The 17,548-nt window shown below is 44.3% G+C and carries 14 protein-coding genes; 4 read left to right on the forward strand and 10 right to left on the reverse strand.

Translation table 11 applies throughout. The features are described 5' to 3' along the window. Nucleotides 1-22 precede the first annotated feature (22 nt). Nucleotides 23-1,837 carry an ABC transporter substrate-binding protein gene (locus tag AAGA18_10955; GenBank protein ID MEM9445856.1) on the reverse strand — a complete coding sequence of 605 codons (1,815 nt, stop codon included), beginning with the start codon at nucleotides 1,835-1,837 and terminating at the stop codon, nucleotides 23-25. A gap of 186 nt (nucleotides 1,838-2,023) precedes the next feature. On the opposite strand from AAGA18_10955, the gene AAGA18_10960 reads away from it, so the two are divergent. Next, complete coding sequence (locus AAGA18_10960; protein MEM9445857.1) at nucleotides 2,024-6,106, forward strand: hypothetical protein; 4,083 nt, start codon at nucleotides 2,024-2,026, stop codon at nucleotides 6,104-6,106. 40 nt (nucleotides 6,107-6,146) lie between these two features. Further along, nucleotides 6,147-6,743 carry a riboflavin synthase gene (locus AAGA18_10965; protein ID MEM9445858.1) on the forward strand — a complete coding sequence of 199 codons (597 nt, stop codon included), beginning with the start codon at nucleotides 6,147-6,149 and terminating at the stop codon, nucleotides 6,741-6,743. A 169-nt stretch (nucleotides 6,744-6,912) separates the two neighbouring features. Here AAGA18_10965 and AAGA18_10970 read toward each other — a convergent pair whose 3' ends face one another. From AAGA18_10970 to ispF, 8 genes are all read right to left on the reverse strand, one after another. Further along, nucleotides 6,913-7,302: a DUF2237 domain-containing protein gene (locus tag AAGA18_10970; GenBank protein MEM9445859.1), complete on the reverse strand. Its 390-nt coding sequence runs from the start codon at nucleotides 7,300-7,302 to the stop codon at nucleotides 6,913-6,915. Nucleotides 7,303-7,307: 5 nt separating this feature from the next. Then, nucleotides 7,308-7,883, reverse strand: a complete 576-nt coding sequence (locus AAGA18_10975; protein MEM9445860.1) for a DNA-3-methyladenine glycosylase I — start codon at nucleotides 7,881-7,883, stop codon at nucleotides 7,308-7,310. Further along, nucleotides 7,880-8,533, reverse strand: a complete 654-nt coding sequence (gene thiE / locus AAGA18_10980) for a thiamine phosphate synthase (GenBank protein ID MEM9445861.1) — start codon at nucleotides 8,531-8,533, stop codon at nucleotides 7,880-7,882. The genes AAGA18_10975 and thiE overlap by 4 nt, the downstream gene beginning before the upstream one ends. 15 nt (nucleotides 8,534-8,548) lie before the next feature. Next, nucleotides 8,549-9,907, reverse strand: coding sequence for an acetyl-CoA carboxylase biotin carboxylase subunit (gene accC, locus AAGA18_10985; GenBank protein ID MEM9445862.1), 1,359 nt, complete (start codon nucleotides 9,905-9,907; stop codon nucleotides 8,549-8,551). A gap of 76 nt (nucleotides 9,908-9,983) precedes the next feature. After that, nucleotides 9,984-10,454: an acetyl-CoA carboxylase biotin carboxyl carrier protein gene (accB, locus tag AAGA18_10990; protein MEM9445863.1), complete on the reverse strand. Its 471-nt coding sequence runs from the start codon at nucleotides 10,452-10,454 to the stop codon at nucleotides 9,984-9,986. A 72-nt stretch (nucleotides 10,455-10,526) separates the two neighbouring features. Then, a complete protein-coding gene (locus AAGA18_10995) occupies nucleotides 10,527-11,474 on the reverse strand; it encodes a hypothetical protein (protein MEM9445864.1) in 948 nt (315 codons plus the stop codon). Next, nucleotides 11,449-12,105, reverse strand: coding sequence for a dTMP kinase (gene tmk, locus AAGA18_11000; protein MEM9445865.1), 657 nt, complete (start codon nucleotides 12,103-12,105; stop codon nucleotides 11,449-11,451). Before tmk ends, AAGA18_10995 begins: the two co-directional genes overlap by 26 nt. Nucleotides 12,106-12,114: 9 nt before the next feature. Beyond that, on the reverse strand, nucleotides 12,115-12,594 hold the full coding sequence (gene ispF / locus AAGA18_11005; protein ID MEM9445866.1) for a 2-C-methyl-D-erythritol 2,4-cyclodiphosphate synthase: 480 nt from the start codon (nucleotides 12,592-12,594) through the stop codon (nucleotides 12,115-12,117). A 149-nt stretch (nucleotides 12,595-12,743) separates the two neighbouring features. Between ispF and typA the strand changes: the two genes are divergently transcribed. Further along, nucleotides 12,744-14,588, forward strand: a complete 1,845-nt coding sequence (gene typA / locus AAGA18_11010) for a translational GTPase TypA (protein ID MEM9445867.1) — start codon at nucleotides 12,744-12,746, stop codon at nucleotides 14,586-14,588. A gap of 3 nt (nucleotides 14,589-14,591) precedes the next feature. Beyond that, on the forward strand, nucleotides 14,592-16,259 hold the full coding sequence (locus AAGA18_11015; protein ID MEM9445868.1) for a putative manganese-dependent inorganic diphosphatase: 1,668 nt from the start codon (nucleotides 14,592-14,594) through the stop codon (nucleotides 16,257-16,259). On the opposite strand, the gene AAGA18_11020 is transcribed toward AAGA18_11015, so the two are convergent. Beyond that, the gene (locus AAGA18_11020) at nucleotides 16,234-17,478 is read right to left on the reverse strand and encodes an ATP-binding protein (GenBank protein ID MEM9445869.1); all 1,245 of its coding nucleotides are present in this window, start codon (nucleotides 17,476-17,478) and stop codon (nucleotides 16,234-16,236) included. The two genes, AAGA18_11015 and AAGA18_11020, sit on opposite strands and share 26 nt — an antisense overlap. Between the last annotated feature and the right edge of the window lie 70 nt (nucleotides 17,479-17,548).

Below are 17,548 nucleotides of genomic sequence, written 5' to 3' on the forward strand. Positions count from 1 at the left end.
TGCTTTCGTATGGTTTATGTTTTTAGCGTAGGTCGTCAGCTCCAAATTCTGCTGGGATTTCACTTTCTGCCGAGATGATAAACATTTCTCCACGCATATTCTGGGCACGTTCTTGGGGTGTTTTCGGGCTGGTGATTAGTGGATCTTTCACACTCATTCCTTTCACGTCAAAACGGGAGAGGTCGACTTCTTCTGGGCTGAGGTTAAGGTTTTCTCGGACGTAAGCGGCGTAAGCTTTTTTAACTGAAAAAGCTCGGGCGTAGGATAGCGTCTGAGCATCGTTGAGTATTTGTTCGATTTTAGGTAGGGGGAGTTTTTGAAATTGATCTGTACCAGGAATGCGTCGTTCATAAGTGCTTTGATTCTGTTTCATCTTTGCCCTAACAAAATTGTAGAAGAAGTTATCGGCGTGACCTCTTAGCTGAACGATAGCGCCTCCATAGCGGCTTACTGTTTCATGAATAGTGGCAAAGACCTGAGCATAGTCACGCCAGTCGATTTCTGCTATCTGAGCTGGGAAAGTAAAGGTATAGGTGTAGAGGGTATTGGCGCCAGCACTTTCAGCTGCTTGTCGAACTGCTTGGGTGCTGGCAAAAGCCTGCTTGGGCTTTGCAAGTTCAGTGCTGGCCACAGCAGTTTCTTTCGAAGGAAGGTGATAGCTTAAGATGCTTTTGTTACCAATAAGGCCCAGATCTAAGAAGAAGTCTTGGATCCGGTTGGTTGTGGCCGTGAAACTAACTGGGTTCTTTGTGTCGAAGAAGCGTTCATTTCCCGTAACGCCTGCTAGCTGTGCATCGACACCAACCCATAAAATAAAGTCACTGACTGCTGACTCATCTTGTAAAAAAATACCAGCTAGAGGTTTGCTGAGTTTTTTGAAAGAGGAGACGCGGCTCTTGTCAGCTTGCGATTTTTTGGCGATGTTAGCGAGTTCTTTTAAAAAGAATTCTTGTTGTTTGAGATGTTCGCTGCGGAAGGCTTCTACTAATTCTTTGTTATTATCTAGGAAGTCTTTACGCACGGCATAGACATCGAAAATGACATTGGAAGCTGTCTTGGTGGTAAAGAGAGGCTTCGCCCCCTTAACGGTTCCCTCTAGACCGGTTCCCACAGTTCCACCAGCAGTTAGTGCTAGAATATCCGGATAGATACAAGCCGCACCAGATAAGGATTCGTCGTTTCGAAAGGCGTTGGCGGGGTCTAGCGCTGCTTGCCCTGGAGACCAATTAGGAGGCGTAGTGATTTCTGGGACAAATTTGATAGTGACATCTTTGCTGGAAAGCCCTGCATCGCTCAGCATGTTACCTATCAGAGATAAGTGCGGTCCATTAAGTTGCGCGACAATGGTTTTGCCTTTTAGGTCTTTGAGCTTGTCGATGTCTTTGCCGACGAAGCCGTCAGCACCAGTTGAAGTTGAAAGTTGTAGAAAGACGATGGGCTCGAGTCCGGGGTCTTTTTGTTTTAAAGCGTCTGCGACTAGGGCAATCATGTCTGCAGTCCCTCTCAGGAATGCTGACTTACCGGTGACATAGTTTTCTACCTGCTTATCAAAGTCGTCGATTAGCTTTAGCTCAACGGGGCGACCAATAGCCCGTGCAAGACTCGAGTTGGGATTTGGTTTAGTTCCTGCGTTGGCATGAACCGTTACGCCATCCGGAGCCCAAGTGATCATAGGCACCAGAAGAGGAGAGGAGGAAGAGACGCTTTTCTTGGTTGCTTTTTGTAGAAAAGGTGAATTTGAGTAGGGCTTTTGAGGTTCCACGTAATCTACCTTTTGAGCAAAAAGGGAATAAGGTGCTAAGGCGACAATCAAGAGTGTGATTAATTTTTCTTTCATAAGCGTGCTGAAAATGTAGGCCAAATTTGGATTTTTGGCAGTTATAATTAGTGATTTCTTTTATAAGGGTAAGCATTTCTAGTTTGCTGCGAATTTTCTAAAAGCTTTTTAAAAAGCGAAATATGTAGATACTAGTGGTCTATTGATCATCACTTCTTGTTCAAATTCAATCAAAAGGACCTCTTGATGAGAAAATACTTCGTTTTGTTGTGGCTAGGATTAATGAGCTGCGGATGGGCTCAAGAAAGTAGAGAACTACCAAAAGTATTGGAGGAGTGGAAGGACTGGGCACTTTGGGAGAGTGATCATCTCAATTGTCCTTCTCCCTACTATAATAAAGAGAAATATATGTGCTTATGGCCCTCTGAGCTCAAGCTAGATGTTGAGCAATCTCAGGGGAATTTCTCATTTGATGTGAAAGTATATGATCAAACCTGGGTTGCCTTGCCTGGAGATAACAAAATGTGGCCTAAGGCTGTTAGAGCTAATGGTAAAAGCCTGCCTGTTGTTCTTCATTCTGGTAAGCCTTCAATTGAGTTAAAGACAGGTAGTTACAAGGTAGCCGGTGCGTTTCAATGGGAGGAAATGCCTCAGCGAATATTGATTCCCAAGGAAGTGGGTATACTCGCTCTGAGCTTGCATGGAAAGAAAGTCGATATTCCCAACTGGGATAATTCTGGGTATGTCTGGTTGAAGCGAAATCGATCCGAGGCAAAAGATCGAGATTTCCTGGCACTAAAAATCTATCGCTTATTGCAAGATGGAATTCCGATGTGGCTTGACACAGAGATTGAATTAAGTGTCGCGGGGAAAAGTCGTGAGGAGGAGTTGGGCTGGTTTCTTCCAAGGGGATGGAAGCTTTCTAGTATCGATGCACCAATTCCTGTGGCGATAGATGATGATGGGAAGATGAAAGCTCAGGTGAGAGCTGGCAAATGGTTTATTCGTTGCCGAGCTTTTAGGACGGATGATTTAAAGGGTGATGAATTTGCATTTGACGAGCAAGTGAAACCTATGGCTAAAGATGAGTTAGTCGCTTTTGCGGCAAAGCCCTCTTTCCGTATGATAGAAATCTTAGGGGTTGATTCTATAGATGTCTCGCAAACGACATTTCCTGAGAAGTGGGCCTCTTATCCCGTTTATTTTTGGGATACGAAAAAGCCCTTCAAGATAGATGAACGGATGAGAGGTATGGGAAATCGGATTCCCGAAGGTTTGAAGGTTTCACGAAATCTTTGGCTCGCAGACAATGGACAGGGTTTTGTCTATCAGGACCAGATCAATGGCAAAATGCAAGAGATCTGGCGGCTTGATGTTCAAGATGGAGTCAAGTTAGGCAGTGTTAAGGTTGATGGGAAAGGTCAACTAATTACGCGTAATCCTAAAACGAATAAAGAAGGGGTAGAGTTACGGAAAAGAGATTTAAATGTTTCGGCTGTGGGAGAGATAGGAGGCAGAAACGAATTGTCCGCAGTGGGATGGCTCACAGATGTTGAAAAATTAGATGTTACCATGCACCTTCCGCCTGGATGGCGCCTGGTCGCTTTATTTGGAGCTGAGAAAGTAGAAGGTGATTGGCTGACGGCTTGGTCATTGCTGGATGTCTTCTTGTTACTCATTTTTTCCTTTGTGGTTTTTAAGATGTATGGAGTGTTACCCGGGATTATTGCCTTTGCTGCCATGGGGGTATCTTGGCATGAGGTGAATTTCCCCAACATGTCATGGCTCGTCTTACTCATGCCTCTAGCACTTTTACGCGTTATCAAGAAGGGTAAGCTTTTATTGGTAGTGAAGGTTTGGAAATATGGAGCACTCGCATTGTTGGCAGTGCTATTGATTCCCTTTGTCTACAAGCAGGTGCAATCTGCTATTTATCCACAGTTGGAAGAGAAAGGCGTAAATAATCAAATTTTTAATACAGTGGCTCGATCGCTCTCTGCCGTGCCCTCAAGTGAGGCCTTGCAAAGTGAATTCATGTTGGAGGAAGCTGTTGATCGCTCAGATAGAGAAGGCTATGGAATGAATCTTTTGAATAAATCGCAACCCCTCAAAAAAGGTACATGGAAAGGTAAACAGAAAGTGAATCTTCAATATGATGCTCAGGCGAGAATTCAAACAGGTCCTGCTGTTCCTCAGTGGACGTGGCGAACGGTGACGTGTCGTTGGAATGGGCCGGTATCGGCTGAAGAAACGATTCGCCCGATTTTACTATCTTTAGAAGGCCAACGTGCACTCACCTTGGCTAGGTTGGTGCTTATTGGCTGGTTACTATTATTGCTCTTACAAATTAGGCAATTAGGGAAAGTTCCTATTCTTGGGGTGAGGAAGAGCGGGCTAAGAACATGGGTGGCAATAGGAGCGTTCTTTTTATCAGGGCTTCATGATTTAAAGTCAGAAATACCTGACGAGCAGACATTAGAAAAGTTACGAACTAGATTGACTGAGAAATCAGATGCTTTTCCAAATGCCGCAGATATTGCCAAAGTCGATCTGCAGTTAGTCGGTGTAGAGCTTCTTATGAAAATGGAAGTTCATGTAGCTGCGGAATCAGCATTTCCTCTGCCTGGACGGCTGCCTATCTGGTCTCCTGTAGAGATTACGGTAAATAATGCGGGAGCCCCGGCTTTGCGAAGAGAGGACCAGTATCTGTGGATCGTATTAGACAAGGGAGTTCACCAGATTGAAGTGAGAGGTTTGTTACCTAATGTTTCTGAGTGGGAGTGGACTTTTCGTTTGAAACCTAGATTTGTGACGGTAGAGGCTTCTGGTTGGACAGTTACTGGAATCAAGGATAATGGAGTGCCAGAGCAACAAGTCTTTTTTGTTCGTCAGCAATTGGATAGCTCGGGCTCGCAAGATGCCTCCTATGACAAGAAAGATTTCAATCCACTTGTTGCGTTAAATCGATCCTTTGAACTAGGACTTGTTTGGCAAGTTCAGAATCAAATCACCAAATTATCTTCTATAGATAAGGCGATATCTATCAAGATTCCCCTTTTACCTGGAGAAAAAGTGATGACTTCTGGTGTCGAGGTAAAAGAGGGGATGGTGGAAGTTTTAATGAGAGCAAATCAGAAAACATTTACTTGGAAAAGCGAGCTGGAGCGCATGAGTAAAATAAATCTCGCTGCTGAGGAAACGGATTTGTGGGTAGAGAAATGGACTTTGGTGACTTCCCCAGTTTGGAATGTAACGCTTTCAGGAATTAAGCCTGTTTTTCAGAAGAATCAAAAAGACTTGTTGCCGGTATGGAGTCCTTGGCCTGGCGAAGAGGTTGAATTTCAGATTAGTAGACCTGAGGCAGTAAGTGGAGAAACAACAACTGTTTCTTCCGTAAATCATGAAATTCGTTTGGGTAGTCGACATAAACGCTCTATACTCTCTATGTCACTGCAGTGTAGTTTGGGAAGTGATTTCGTCATGCAGTTGCCCGAGCAAGCGGAGATCACTTCATTAAAGCATAAAGGTGTAGAGATTCCTGTTCGGACTGAGGGAAAGAATTTGATTATCCCTGTGCACCCTGGTGAGCAAATGTTAAATATTGAATGGAAAGAAGCAGAAGACATTGGCATTGTTTCAGCTGCAGAGGAAGTCAAGCTGCCAGTTCCTTGTGCTAATATTCATACATCGATCAAGCTGCCTCTTGATCGATGGGTTCTATGGGCTAAAGGACCATTGCAAGGACCAGCGATTCGTTTTTGGGCTGTGCTAATTGGTGCTTTATTCATTGCATGGCTATTAATGCGTTTTAAAGCTCTGCCCATTAAGTCTTGGGAATGGGTGCCATTGCTATTTGGACTGACGCAGGTACATGTCATTTCTTCTGTGGTGCTCATCGGTTGGTTATTTGCCTTCGAGTGGCGAGGACGTGAAGGTTATCAAAAACTTAAAGGGGGCTCGTTCAATGTTGTTCAGGTTTTACTTGGCCTGAGCACGGTGATGGTGGTAGGGATCCTTTTGGCAGTCGTTTACAATGGTCTTTTAGGTAATCCAGAAATGTATATTTCTGGTAATGGTTCCTCTAAGTCATGGATGAAATGGTATCAGGCGCAATCCGATGCTTTACTTCCAACTCCTAGTGTTGTTTCCGTATCTATATGGTGGTATCGCTTTCTGATGTTGGCTTGGGCATTATGGGTAGCGAGCCTGACGGGAAAATGGATGAAGTGGGCTTGGACTCAATTCAACGACGGTCAGATTTGGTGTAAGAAAGATAAGAAGAAGCCTGGACCTCCACCGTTAGATCAAATAGCCTCATCATCGAAATAATATTTGCGCTTTGAATGCTTTGAGCTGAGAATCTTTAGTCATGTTTAGTGGTATTGTAGAGGAGGCTGGCCAGGTGATTGAGCTAAAGAAAACCGAAACAGGCTGCACATTTACTATTCAGTCAGAAAAGGTTCACAAAGATGTTAAGCTTGGCGACTCTATTTCTAATAATGGTTGTTGTTTGACGGTCGTTTCATTTGACCTAGAAAAAGGTTTTCTAACATTTGATTTATTAGAGGAGACTCAACGTGCGACTAATTTAAAGCAATTAGAACAAGGCAGTTTGATTAATCTTGAGCGGTCGCTAGCGGTAGGAGATCGAATCGGAGGTCATTTTGTATCCGGTCATGTGGATGGCACTGGCGAGATTGTCAAGTGGGAGAGATCGGGAAGCGACTATATCTTAGAAGTTGAAGTTCCAGATGGTGATGAGCGTTATTTAGTTCCAAAGGGAGCTATAGCAATAGATGGAGTGAGCCTTACTGTAGGTGAGGTGAATGACCGGACTTTCTCAGTATGGATTATTCCCCACACCTATGAAGTTACAGCTATGCACCAGCGAAAAGCGGGTGATTTAGTTAATTTGGAGTACGATATGTTGGCCAAATACGTGGAGAAGTTGTTGTCTAGTAAATAACAGTAAGAATCAGGTCATTATTAGTGTTGAGTTGGCTGCCTCAGGTTGAACACTAGGGATGATAAAGACCGGAATGGTAATTAGATAGAATATGTTGGGCTTGTATAGGGTATGGAACTAAAAATACTCTGATCAGTCCATGCATAGAGGGTTTCTCTTCCGATGAAGCCTATTCAGCGGCATATTCCTTGAGAGCTTCTAGATCGATATGCTCTAAAACGGAGCGATGAGTCGCTTCCAAGTGAACTTTGGGTGCCGAGTTGTTTTCAAAGGCTTCTTTCCATCTCAAAGCGCATAAGCACCAACGATCTCCAGCTTTTAGTCCTGGGAATCTGTATTGTGGAATGGGAGTTGAGAGATCATTACCAACGGATTTTGAAAACTGTAGAAACTCGTCTGTAGCCGTCACACATACAGTATGTCTGCCTGCATCATCTGGTCCGGTCTCACAATATCCCGTTCTGTAAAACCCGGTCATTGGGGAAAAACAGCAAGGTTCTAGTGGTCCCCCAAGGACATTCTTTTCTTTGGGATGAGTGTCTTCGTTGAAAGCTATCATAATTCCTACTTACTTAGTTCTAGCACTTCGCGATGGCGAAAGCAATCTGTAGTATGGTCATTCACCATACCGACTGCCTGCATGAAAGCATAACAGATGGTGGAGCCTACAAAACTGAATCCAGCTTTCTTGAGAGCTTTGCTCATGGCATCGGATTCAGCAGTTTTTGTTGGTACTTGTTCCATCGTTTTCCAACTGTTCTGGATAGGTTCACCGCCAACGAACTGCCAAAGAAAATCACTGAAACTGCCATGTTCTTCCATGATTTTGAGGTAGCCGCACGCATTGAGTCGGGCAGATTTAATTTTGAGGCGATTGCGAATAATACCAGAATCTTGGAGTAGTTGTTCCAATTTTTTATCTGTGTAGCGAGCCATTTTGTAGGGGTCGAATTGATCAAAAGCACGGTAGTAGTTATCGCGTTTTTTAAGAATTGTAATCCAACTAAGTCCGGCTTGAGCTCCGTCCAGCATCAGCTTGGCAAAGAGTGCTTGGTCTTCATAAACTGGCACGCCCCATTCTTCATCATGGTACTTGATGTAGATTTCAGAGGAAGTGCACCAACGGCAGCGTTTTTTCATAGTTGCATCCTACTTAAGTGCTTGAAGATATCCATGGCATATTGAGTGGGAGAAGATGCTGTTAACAAACCGGATACAATAACTACTCGTTGTGCTCCCTTCTCGATCACCTGGGAGATATTTTCTACTTTAATCCCTCCGATGCAGAATACTGGGGCATGAATAAGATCCCTCACTTGAGAAATTTCTTGCAATCCAACAGGATTGTAGGTCGGCTTGGTAGGGGTACTAAATAATGGGCCAAAGCCTATGTAATCAGGCTTTTCTGAAGCGGTTTCGCGAACTTGTAGAAGCGAATGGGTTGATTTCCCAATAATCTTATCAGGGCCTGTGAGCTTGCGTGCAGCATTCACGGCCATGTCGTCCTGTCCTATATGAACGCCGTCCGCCTGTGTTATGGAAACAAGCTCAGGAAAATCATTGATAATAAGCGGTATATGGTGGTCTTGGGTGATGGGTTGAACAAGCTTGGTCCACGCGATGATTTCTTCATGGGAAGATTTCTTTGCTCGAATTTGAATAACACCTACACCACCGGCTATAAGTTGCTCGGTGAGCTTAGGCCAGTCATTGGGTGCACTATATCCGGTGTCCAGGATGGCATAGAGTCTAGCTTTTTGGAGCTGGCTAATTGCGGTAGCGTGATCCATACAAATGGCACTGGACTACTTCTGGTAGTTTTGTTGATCGAGCAGGTGCTGCACAAAGTGGGTGCTGTATTTTCCGCGACGGAAATCAGGATGGCTAAGAATCATCTGTCCTAATGGAATAGAAGTCTTGATGCCTCGGGTAATGACTTCTTGCATGGCCCTCTCCATGCGAGTGATGGCGTCTTTACGGTTTCTGCCGTAGGCAATCAGTTTAGCAACCATAGAGTCGTAATAAGGAGGAATGGAATAGCCTCCATAGACATGGGTATCAATGCGGACGCCTCTGCCGCCAGGTCCATAGAATAGGTCTAGTTTCCCTGGCGAGGGCATGAAATTATTAAATGGATCCTCTGCATTGATTCGGAACTCCATAGCGTGGCGCATGGGAACAAGATTATCATAAACCTCATGAAGATGTTCTCCGGCGGCAATGCGGATTTGTTCCTTAACTAAGTCGACAGAATAAACTTCTTCTGTAATAGGATGCTCGACTTGGATGCGGGTATTCATTTCCATGAAATAGAAATTCCCGTTGTCATCGACGAGGTATTCGATCGTTCCGGCGTTTTGGTAACCAACATGCTCTGCTAGCTTTACAGAGGCCTCACCCATCTTTATACGTAATTCCTCACTGAGCATAGGTGAAGGAGCTTCCTCTATGAGTTTTTGGTTACGTCGCTGGATAGAACAGTCACGCTCGCCAACATGAACGATTCTCCCATGACTGTCACCCATCACTTGAAACTCAATGTGGTGAGGGTTTTCAATGAGTTTTTCGATGTATATAGCAGAGTTTCCAAAAGATTTTTCCGCTTCCATCTGAGCGGCGTGGTAACCTTGCACGAGCGAAATATCATTGTGTGCTGGGCGCATGCCTTTGCCGCCGCCGCCAGCGACAGCTTTGATCATGACGGGATAACCAATCTTTTGAGCAATTTTAAGGGCTTCGTTTTCAGTTTCAACAATGCCATCGGATCCTGGGGTAATGGGCACTCCCGCTTCTAAGGCTGTATCACGGGCTGTGGCCTTGTCACCCATCTTAGTAATACATTCAGGGCTAGGGCCAATAAATTTAATGTTACATGAGGCACAAACTTCTGCGAAATGAGTGCTTTCCGCAAGGAATCCATACCCTGGGTGGATGGCATCTACATCGCCTATCTCAGCAGCGGATATAATGCGGTCTATCTTGAGGTAACTTTCACTACTTGGACCCGGTCCTATACATACGGCTTCATCAGCAAGTTGAACGTGTAGCGAATCTATATCCGCCTCAGAATAGACTGCCATGGTTTTGATGCCGAATTCTCGGCAGGCTCGAATGATGCGCAGGGCAATTTCGCCGCGGTTCGCTATGAGAATCTTATCAAACATCGTGTTGTTAATCTATCTTTCTAGTTACTGGTGCTCCACCACTGCTCCTGACAATGTGCCAGGAAAGGGAGACTGATTATTTAGGCCGGATTTTGAATAAGGGTTTGCCAAATTCAACAGGCTTAGCGTTCTCAGCAATAATTTCAACAATCGTTCCCTTCATTTCGGCCTTGATTTCATTCATAACTTTCATGGCCTCTATAATACAAACGATTGTATTTTCGTTAACTTCTTGTCCAACTTCGACGTAGGCATCGGATTCTGGAGATGGAGAAATATAAAAGGTTCCCACCATCGGAGAGTTGATCGTGGGTAAGCTATCTGAGGTCTCAACAACCGTAGGGCTAGCAGCAGCTGGGGCTGCTGGAGCTGGTAATGGGGCTGGCGTTTGATAGGTAATTTGCGGCGTCACTTGGGATATGGTGCCTGTTGCAGCGCCACTTTCGCGAGCGATACGGATTTTGAAGTCATTTTTCTCTAGCTCGAACTCGCTGAGTTTGTTTTTGTTCATGAGATCGATAACTGATTTGATTTCTTTTAGCTCCATGATTTTCCTCGCTGACTTTTAAATTAATAACTCTGACAACAGGCGTGCAGAGTAAGCCAAAAAGGGGTTAGGTCAATTGGTTTTTGCTTTATCGTTAATGGCATGAATTTGCCCAAATATGACCAAACAAGCCCTTTCCAGGGCTAAATCTTGGTCAATATTGCGGTTTAAAGCAAGTCTTAGGTCCTCTAAAGTTTCGCAAATGGGTGCGGCAGCAGTGTACTCCCCAAGTAATTCTGCGTGCTTCCAAATGCCGCGTATAAGACTGGCAATACTTTGGTCTCGGGCCAGAAGAAAATCGCTTTCGATTTGAGCGATTTGGACATCTTCACTTTCTAGTGGGTCATTTGTTGATGAGGAGGCATAAGCTTGTTTTAATTTCGCTGCGATATCTTCACGTAGTTGCTGCCAGCGTTTGGATAGCTGACTCGCGTAACGGTAAGCTGTATCAGGATGATGACTTTCATTTTGTAGCCAAGAGGTAAGAAAATCTGGAGTCCAAAGCTCTTCCTGTTGTGGGTCATGAGTGTCTATGACAGCAAGATTGAGGCAGCGTGAAATGATCGTCGGTAGTAGAGCAGTGGGACGGTCGGTGAGGAGAAAGATAATAGTGTGGTCAGGGGGCTCTTCTAAGGTTTTAAGAAAAGCGTTTGCTGCTTCAGCAGGAGGGAGGCACATGCGGTCAGCGGCAAAGATGCCCGCAACTTTCACAGGCGCATCATGGGCATGAAGTTGGAGAGCATGTTCTAGCTTGCGGATTTGCTCAACTTTAAGTCGGCGGGACTTTGATTCAGGTTTAATCACGTGCAAATCAGCATGAGAGAAAGGCCTTATGTCTTTTTCTTCCTCTATGAGTAGAGAGGATGCTTTATTTATTTTGAGTAAGCTGTGAGCTAGGTCGTAGAAAAGTGTCTCAAGCTCCTGCATACTTGGCCCTGTCAGTAAATAGGCATGAGCCAGGCGCTCTTCAGCTTGAGCCTTCAGGATACGTTCTTTAATAACGGATGTCTGGAAAGGCACTTTTGATTTCCTTTAGGATAAGATTGAAAATTTCTTGTTTTGAGCCCACTGCTTGGATCATTCTAAATCTATTTCCCTGTTCCTTGAAGAGGTTTAGATAACCCTGCCGGACTTTGCTGAAAAATTCTGAAGGCTCTTGTTCCATACGGTCTTTGGGGCCTGTGCGTTGTTGCGCGCGGGCAAGAGACGTTTGCGTATCTAAGTCCAAATAGAGAGTGAGGTCTGGAATCGTGCTAGATAGCGCAAAATCGTTGATGGTCTCGACTAGCTTTAAGGGTAGGCCACGCGCGTAGCCTTGGTAGACAGTGGTTGAGTCATGAAACCGATCGGCAATGACCCAGGTTCCAGAGGCCAGTGCTGGCTGAATGACTTCTCTTACAAGTTGAGCACGGCTGGCACAAAAGAGAAGAAGTTCTGACTCAGGACACATGCCTTCACCTGCTGGATCATGTTTGAGAAGATTGCGGACAGCTTCACCAAGTTTAGTGGCTCCCGGTTCTCTCAAGGTAATGACTTTCAACTTTTTTGCTTTGAGCCAATCTTGCAACAAAGCAATCTGAGTGGTCTTACCGGCTCCTTCGGATCCCTCAAATGAAATAAACTGACCAGAGTTCGGCACTGTGAGCTTCAAAATACCACCTTATGAGGTGATTTCAATACTTGCTACAGCCATCGCTGCGATCCCTTCCTTGCGGCCTACAAATCCCATGGTTTCATTGGTCGTGGCTTTTATGGTGATCTGAGACGGTTTAATCTTTAGAGATTTGCTAAGGACTTCGCGCATCGCATTTAGGTGTGGAAGTACCTTAGGGGCTTCCGCGATTACGGTAGCATCCACATTATTGATTGTCGCTCTGCGTTCGGCTATCATCCTGGAAATATGTTCTAAGAAGAGGGTGGAGCGAGCGTCTTTCCACTCGGGGTCTGTGTTGGGAAAGTGGTAACCTATATCGCCCTCGCCTAAGCTGCCAAGCAATGCATCGGCAATAGCATGGATGAGCACATCAGCATCAGAGTGGCCTAGTAGCCCTTTTTCATATTCAATTTTGACACCACCAAGATAGCAATCTCTATCTTCGGCAAACTGGTGCACATCGTATCCAATTCCGACTCGGTTCATTTGGGGAGGATGCGCAAGGACTCCGAAGTTTCAAGATTTAGTTGCTTAACACGCATATTCAAGCTAGATATTTTGGCCCTTTTGTTAAAGGTCATCATAAACTATGAGAAAGCCTCTAACGAAGTAAAATTAGGGAAAAGAGGTAGCAAATGTCCGATATCAGTAAAATTAGAAACATCGCCATCGTCGCTCACGTAGATCATGGAAAAACAACACTCGTTGATCAGTTGCTCAAGCAGTCTGGAACATTCCGAGAAAATCAGGATATTGAAGAGAGAGTGATGGATTCCATGGATCTAGAGCGAGAAAAGGGCATTACTATTAAAGCAAAAAATGCATGTATCAAATGGAATGATCACACCATCAATATTGTAGATACGCCGGGCCATGCCGATTTTGGTGGTGAAGTTGAGCGTGTGATGAAGATGATTGATGGTGTTCTACTATTGGTAGATGCCTTCGAAGGTCCTCAGGCCCAAACGAAATTTGTTTTACAAAAAGCTTTAGAGTGCGGGGCACGTCCTATCGTTGTCGTGAATAAGATAGACCGTCCCAACGCTCGTCCACATGAGGTCTTGGATATGGTCTTTGAGCTATTCTTGTCACTCAATGCAACAGACGAACAGTTAGATTTTCCTGCTATTTATGCCTCTGCTCGTGATGGCTATGCCGTTAGGGATTGGAAGGGTGAGGTTACAGATGAATGTCGCAATGCGGGTATGATCAGTATCTATGAAGCAATTGAGAAATTTGTCCCCCAACCGATTCTTAGGGATGAGGCATTTTTCTCGATGCTTGTGGCTAATCTTGATTGGAGTGATTACGTCGGAAGGATTGCCTTTGGCAAGATATACAGTGGTTCAGTGAAGGTGGGAGATTCTGTTGTTTGTTTGCATAGTGATGGCACCTCAGAAAAAAATAAAGTGACAAAGCTTTTCTCCTATGAGGGGATGCAACGTGTAGAAGTGCAGGAAGTTAGCGCCGGTTCCATTGTTGGCTTAGCTGGTCTGGAAAGCGTGTTTATAGGAGAGACTATTACCGATCAGACCGACCGTGAAGCTCTACCTTTTGTCGCCATTGATCCTCCTACAATAGCCATGCAGTTCCTCGTCAATGATTCTCCATTCGCAGGACGCGCAGGCAAATTTTTAACCGCTCGCCACATTAAGGATCGCCTCGTCCGGGAGACGCGAGTGAATGTGAGTTTACAAGTGGAAGACTCCAAACGCGCAGGTGCTTTCAATGTCAGAGCAAGGGGTGAAATGCAAGTGGCAGTGATTGTTGAGCAGATGCGTCGCGAAGGTTACGAACTAATGGTTTCTCGTCCTCAAGTGATTTTAGAGGAGGATGAGAGTGGTAAGACACTTGAGCCTATAGAGAATCTTTATATTGATGTTCCGAGTGATGCCTTAGGTGATGTCTTGCAAAATCTAGCGGGAAGAAAAGGTGAAGTAAAAGACATGCGCCATCAGGCGACATCTGTTATTGTGGAGGCTGAGATCCCGACGCGCGGAGTTATTGGTCTGGAAACAGATATTAAAAATTTAACCCGTGGTATGGGAATCATGAGTCATATGTTTAAGGAGTATGGAGAATTTCGTGGAGAGATTGCAGGTCGTAAAAATGGTGTCCTTGTGGCCATGGAGGATGGGACAACCGCCGCTTATTCTCTTGATACTTTGCAAGCTAGGGCAAAGATGTTTGTAGATGCTAGTGAGGAGGTCTATTCGGGAATGGTTGTTGGTGAGAACTCTCGCTCTGATGATATGGTAGTCAATCCGTGTAAAACGAAGCAGTTGACAAATATGCGTTCTTCTGGTGATGGAAAGGGGATACAACTTGAACCTCCTGTTAAAATGAGTTTAGAGCGTATGATTGAGTACATTGCAGGTGATGAATTTGTTGAGGCAACCCCGGATGCACTTCGTATACGTAAGCAAATCCTGGATCATACAGCTCGCAAGAGAGCAGGAAATAAAAACAAAGCGCAATAGACCATGAGTGATGTTAAGACCTTAGTAGTAGGTCATAAGAACCCAGATACAGACGCTATCTGCTCGGCGATAGCCTACGCAGAATATTTGCAGGCGATTGGAAACAAGAATGTTGAGGCCATAAGATGTGGAGAAGTAAATTCTCGAACGGATTTTGTTTTACGTAAAGCAGGTGTTTCTCAGCCTCGATTAGTGACCGATACCCGATTGACTGTAGGGGGTGTTTCCCGGCGCCATGTAGTAGGCGCGCATTATGATGACACTTTTCAGGAAGCTTTTAATAAGATGCGCAATGAAGGGCTTCGAAGTATGCCTGTGTTGCGAGAGGATGGATCCGTGGAAGGCATGCTTTCCATGCAAAAGATGGTAGAACTCCTTTTGCCGGAAAGTAACCAAGAGATTCAACCCAGGCAGATCAAAACATCCCTGTCCACAATTTGTCATGTGTTAGGAGGGCGGTTTCAACACGCAGTCGATGATGAGTCTCGAGAAGATTTAGTTCTAACGGTGGCAGCAATGAGTGCGGAGGTCTTTAAAGATAAATTGAAAGAATATCCTGCGGAACAACATGTAGTTGTTTTAGGGAATAGACCAACTATTCAGGAATCATCAATCAAATATGGTGTAAGAGCGTTGGTCATTACGGGTGGTTATGAATTGTCAGAAGAGTTGCTCAAGCTGGCACGGAAAAATAATATTACCGTATTAATCTCTCCGCGCGATACAGCCTCTACGACACTTTTGATGAAGTGCGCAAAGCCCATAGGTGATGCAATCTGGACTGATTTTATCAGTTTTCCTGAGAATACCTTAGTAGAGAGTATACGAAACGAGGTTTTGCAAAAGGGTCAAGTTCTCTTTCCCGTCATTAATGAACAAAAGAAAATGGTCGGAGTGTTTTCTAAGACCGACCTGATTAATCCTAAACCAGCACGTTTAATACTCGTGGATCACAACGAGTATGCTCAAGCCGTTACAGGAGCAAGTGATGCGGATATCGTAGAAGTCATTGATCACCATAAGTTGGGTGGCAGTCTATCCTCTCGTGAGCCTATTCGATTTATCATCGAACCTATCGGTTCTACCTGCTCCATTGTTGCCAACATGTTCAAACAAGCTGGAATAGAGCCATCATCTAAAATCGCCTTATGCATGGCTTCAGGCATTATTTCAGACACATTATTTCTCACTTCTCCGACCACCACAGAAGCTGATAAAGAAATTCTTACCTGGTTGGAAGAAGTAAGTGGAGCAGATTTAAAGGCTTTTGCAGAAGAAATGTTTGCGGAAGGCTCCATTTTAAAGGGTTCATCTGCCAAAGAAGTGGTCCAAGTTGATTGCAAGGAATATGATGAGGATGGTTGGAAGCTTGCTGTTGCTCAGGTTGAAGAGCTGGAACTCGATCACTTTTGGCCTAAGAAACAGGAACTAGAAGAGGCTCTTCTAGAAATGGCCAGGCAGCGTGGCCGAGATTTTGCATGTTTGTTGATTACGGATATTACTAAACACTACAGTCTTTTATTAACAGTCGGGAATGAACAAGTCATTGAACGTATTGAATATCCAGAGTTGATGCCTAATTTATTTGAATTAGATGGCATAGTGAGTAGGAAAAAACAACTCATGCCGGTCTTATTAAGAATTCTTAGCGGTTGTCCACGGGGTTTTTAGGTTGAGGCAGTTTGACAATAAAGGTACTTCCTTTACCAGGACTGGATTGATAGGAAATGTCGCCGCTGTGAAGCTGTACAATCTTTTTACAAATAGCCAGCCCTAATCCATTACCGTTAAATTCTTTGGCACTATGCAGTCGTTTGTAGGGAATGAAGATACTCCCATTGCAATTTTCTGAAATACCAATTCCATTATCTTTGATTAAAATTGATATTTGACCATTTGTTTCCGTTGTAGATACAACGACTTCGGGTTTCTCTCTGCAGTATTTTATAGCATTGGCCATAAGGTTTTGTAGGAGTTCAGCCATCAGGCTTCTAATTCCCCTAATTAGCGGAAGTTCTTCAGGGATTGAGATACGGGCATTATTTTCTTTAATGACTTGGTCAAGATTATTGATGGCATCTTCTAAGGGATCTTTTAGAGAGATATGCTCAAAACTAATGCTCTCGGGTTCATTTGTTATATTGATGTATTTACTTGAGTCGCTGATAAGTTGGCTCATGTGCTTAGAGGCCATAAGAATGCGCTTTATGAGATTTTGGGCTTTATCACTGGCTACCCCATTGTTCTGCTCGTCCTTCAGAATATGAATAAGGCCTATGACAGTACTGAGAGGTGCTCGTAAATCATGTGATGCCATATAGCTAAAAGCCTTAAGATCTTCATTAGCTTTTCTTAGTTTATACTCTGTTTTTTCTTTTGTTCTAAGCTCATGGCGTAATCTGATCTCAGTTATTGTAAACTCAGCCAGGGTCATCATGATATCGATTTCCTCTTTAGTCCAATCATGAGGAATACGGTTGATGGCACAAATGGAGCCTATTATCTCATGATTAGGGCTTTTTATGGGCATGCCTAGGTAGGCGGTTACATTGAGCTCAGTGGTGGCCAAGTTGTTCTTTACCAGAGGATCCCCTGGTGCATTAGAAATGATGAGTGGCTTTTTCCGACTGACTACATGCTGGCAAAAGGAGTGAGATAATGGAGTCTCTCGTTTTGATTTCCAGGGTTCTGGCAAACCTTGCTGGCTTTTGAAAAATTGCCGATCTTTGTCTACTAGAGAAACGAGAGCAACTGGGACCTTGAGTAATTTACATATGAGATCTGTAAGCCTGTCAAATTGCTCCTCATTCAGGCTATCAAGGAGACGAGTTTCGCGAAGAGCTTTGAGACGAGTCTCATCAAGGATAGCGGGGTCAACCTTTGAATGCATCGTAATATAGCGTATCGTCTCCTTAGCTCAAATTATGAGGGACGATCAATGCTCTGATTCGATTGAGTTA

The sequence above is a fragment of the Verrucomicrobiota bacterium genome, assembly GCA_039192515.1.
Classification (GTDB): Bacteria; Verrucomicrobiota; Verrucomicrobiia; order Methylacidiphilales; family JBCCWR01; genus JBCCWR01.

Excerpts from the sequence above, each read along its gene's own strand:
- ispF (MEM9445866.1), bottom strand. The coding sequence starts at position 12,594 with ATGAACCGAGTCGGAATTGGATACGATGTGCACCAGTTTGCCGAAGAT.
- AAGA18_10970 (MEM9445859.1), bottom strand. The coding sequence starts at position 7,302 with ATGATAGCTTTCAACGAAGACACTCATCCCAAAGAAAAGAATGTCCTT.
- AAGA18_10965 (MEM9445858.1), top strand. The coding sequence starts at position 6,147 with ATGTTTAGTGGTATTGTAGAGGAGGCTGGCCAGGTGATTGAGCTAAAG.
- AAGA18_11020 (MEM9445869.1), bottom strand. The coding sequence starts at position 17,478 with ATGCATTCAAAGGTTGACCCCGCTATCCTTGATGAGACTCGTCTCAAA.
- AAGA18_11015 (MEM9445868.1), top strand. The coding sequence starts at position 14,592 with ATGAGTGATGTTAAGACCTTAGTAGTAGGTCATAAGAACCCAGATACA.
- thiE (MEM9445861.1), bottom strand. The coding sequence starts at position 8,533 with ATGGATCACGCTACCGCAATTAGCCAGCTCCAAAAAGCTAGACTCTAT.
- accC (MEM9445862.1), bottom strand. The coding sequence starts at position 9,907 with ATGTTTGATAAGATTCTCATAGCGAACCGCGGCGAAATTGCCCTGCGC.
- typA (MEM9445867.1), top strand. The coding sequence starts at position 12,744 with ATGTCCGATATCAGTAAAATTAGAAACATCGCCATCGTCGCTCACGTA.
- accB (MEM9445863.1), bottom strand. The coding sequence starts at position 10,454 with ATGGAGCTAAAAGAAATCAAATCAGTTATCGATCTCATGAACAAAAAC.
- AAGA18_10960 (MEM9445857.1), top strand. The coding sequence starts at position 2,024 with ATGAGAAAATACTTCGTTTTGTTGTGGCTAGGATTAATGAGCTGCGGA.
- AAGA18_10955 (MEM9445856.1), bottom strand. The coding sequence starts at position 1,837 with ATGAAAGAAAAATTAATCACACTCTTGATTGTCGCCTTAGCACCTTAT.
- AAGA18_10975 (MEM9445860.1), bottom strand. The coding sequence starts at position 7,883 with ATGAAAAAACGCTGCCGTTGGTGCACTTCCTCTGAAATCTACATCAAG.